This is a genomic window from Bradyrhizobium sp. MI1.4 (genome assembly GCF_055811315.1).
This window is the reverse complement of the sequence record NZ_JBVVPP010000116.1, coordinates 1-2,065: the sequence shown is the minus strand read 5'-3', so window position 1 is coordinate 2,065 and position 2,065 is coordinate 1. Positions and strand designations below refer to the sequence as shown.

General features: G+C 66.8%; 2 protein-coding genes. Both read right to left on the bottom strand.

Annotated features, from left to right (window positions below; genetic code table 11):
• Positions 1-206: 206 nt before the first annotated feature.
• On the bottom strand, positions 207-950 hold the full coding sequence (gene istB, locus AC0L23_RS39825; protein WP_007605871.1) for an IS21-like element helper ATPase IstB: 744 nt from the start codon (positions 948-950) through the stop codon (positions 207-209).
• 11 nt (positions 951-961) lie between these two features.
• On the bottom strand, positions 962-2,065 hold a 1,104-nt coding region (istA, locus tag AC0L23_RS39820), incomplete at its 5' end, for an IS21 family transposase (RefSeq protein WP_473358404.1).

Below are 2,065 nucleotides of genomic sequence, written 5' to 3'. Positions count from 1 at the left end.
CCGAGACGATGTCGCCCACCTTTCCGATTTGATCTCGCCCAGCGGCGAGGCGTTCTGGCCGGCTGGTTCTCTGGCATCGGTCAAGCCGCGTGGTCAATCTGGAATCGCGACTTCAACCTGTTTTTCTTCTTCTGCAGTTGCTGTGGGCATGTGGGCAACGCGATTGCGTTGTCCAAGCGCAGCGGCATGTCCACAGCGCCACGGGCTCAGGTCTTTCGGGCGGATTGCCGGGTTCGGCGCAGGCTCTCACCGGTGAGGTCGAGCCGATGGGCATTGTGGACGAGGCGATCGAGCACGGCGTCGGCATAGGTGGGATCTCCAATGAGCAGATGCCACTGGTCCACGGGGAGCTGGCTGGTGACGATGGTGGAGCGATGACCGTAGCGATCTTCGAGGATTTCCAGGAGGTCGTGACGGGCACCGGCGTCGAGCGGCTCGAGTCCCCAATCATCGAGGATCAGCAGATCGACACGGCCAAGGCCGCGCAACAGGCGTGGATGGCGGCCGTCGCCGCGGGCGAGCGCCAGATCGTCGAACAGTCGCGGGACGCGCTGATAGAGCACGGAGCGATTGTCGCGACAGGCCTTGTGGCCGAGCGCCGAGGCGAGCCAACTCTTGCCAACGCCGGCCGGGCCGCAGATCAGGAGATTGACGTGGTCGTCGATCCAGCGGCCCTCGACAAGCTTAGCGAACAGCGGGCGGTCGAGACCGCGCGGGGTGCGGTAGTCGATGTCCTCGACGCACGCCTGCTGGCGCAGCTTGGCGTAGCGCAGGCGAGTGGCGAGCCGTTTGTCGTGCCGCAGCGAGGCTTCACGTTCGAGCAGCAGCGCAAGCCATTCGGTGTGACCGAGGCTTGCGGCCTCACCGGTGGCTTCGATGTCGGCGAAGGCCTTGGCCATGCCGTGGAGGCCGAGGGCGTTGAGGCGGTCGAGGGTCGGATGGGTGAGCAAGGGATGATCTCCTAATTGTAGTAGCGCGGTCCGCGGATGTTGGCATGCAGGATCGGCGCATCGTCCGCGGAACGCTGGTGAGCAGAACGCCGATCGAGATTGTTGGCGAGGATCGACTTGACCGAGCCATAGGTGCGCGCGCCGATGTCGATTGCCCGCGCAGCCGCGGCGTCCAGCCGTTCGCGCCCATAGGAGGCGGCGAGCCTGAGGATGCCGAGGCAGGCGCGGAAGCCTTGCTCGGGGTGCGAGCGCTCGTCGAGAATGAGGTCGCACAACGCGCTGGTCGCCGGCCCGATCGCGGCGGCGTCCTGGCGGATACGCGCGATGGTCCAGCCGGCGTAGCGCCGATGGCTGGAGGCCATGTGCTCCGGCACGGTGGTGTGTTTGTGATTGCCGCTCATGCGCTGATGCGCGGCGATCCGCTCGCCCTTGTGGAAGATCTCGACGGTACGGGCCGTGAACCGCACCTCGACCTCGGCGCGGGCGAAGCGATGCGGAACGCTGTAGTAATGCTTCTCCACCTCGACGTGGTAATCGAGACTGACGCGGCGGATCCGCCACTCGGCGAGGACATAGGGGGACGCCGGCAATGGCTTGAGCGCCGGCCGGTCGACCTCCTCGAGCAACCGGCGGCGTGTCACGCCGAGCCGCCGGATCGGCCGTTCCTCATTCAGCCTCGTGAGCAGTTCGCCGATCGCCGCATTGACCTCGGCCAGGCTGTAGAAGGTGCGATGGCGCAGGCGGCCGAGCAGCCAGCGCTCGACGATGAGGACGGCCTGCTCGACCTTGGCCTTGTCGCGCGGCTTGCGCGGCCGCGCCGGCAAGATGGCGGTGCCGTAATGCGCCGCCATCTCCGCGTAGGTACGATTGATCTGCGGGTCGTACAGGCTCGCCTTAATGACCGCGACCTTGGTGTTGTCGGGCACCACCAGCGCCGGTATGCCGCCGATCGCCGCGAAGGCGCCAACATGGGCGCTGATCCAGTCGGCGAGCCCCTGCGTCCACGTCGCCTGCGCGTAGGTGAAGCTCGATGCGCCGAGCACGGCGACGAAGATCTGCGCCGTTCTGCGCTCACCGGTCAGGCGGTCGACCACCACCGGCACGCCATCGCCGGC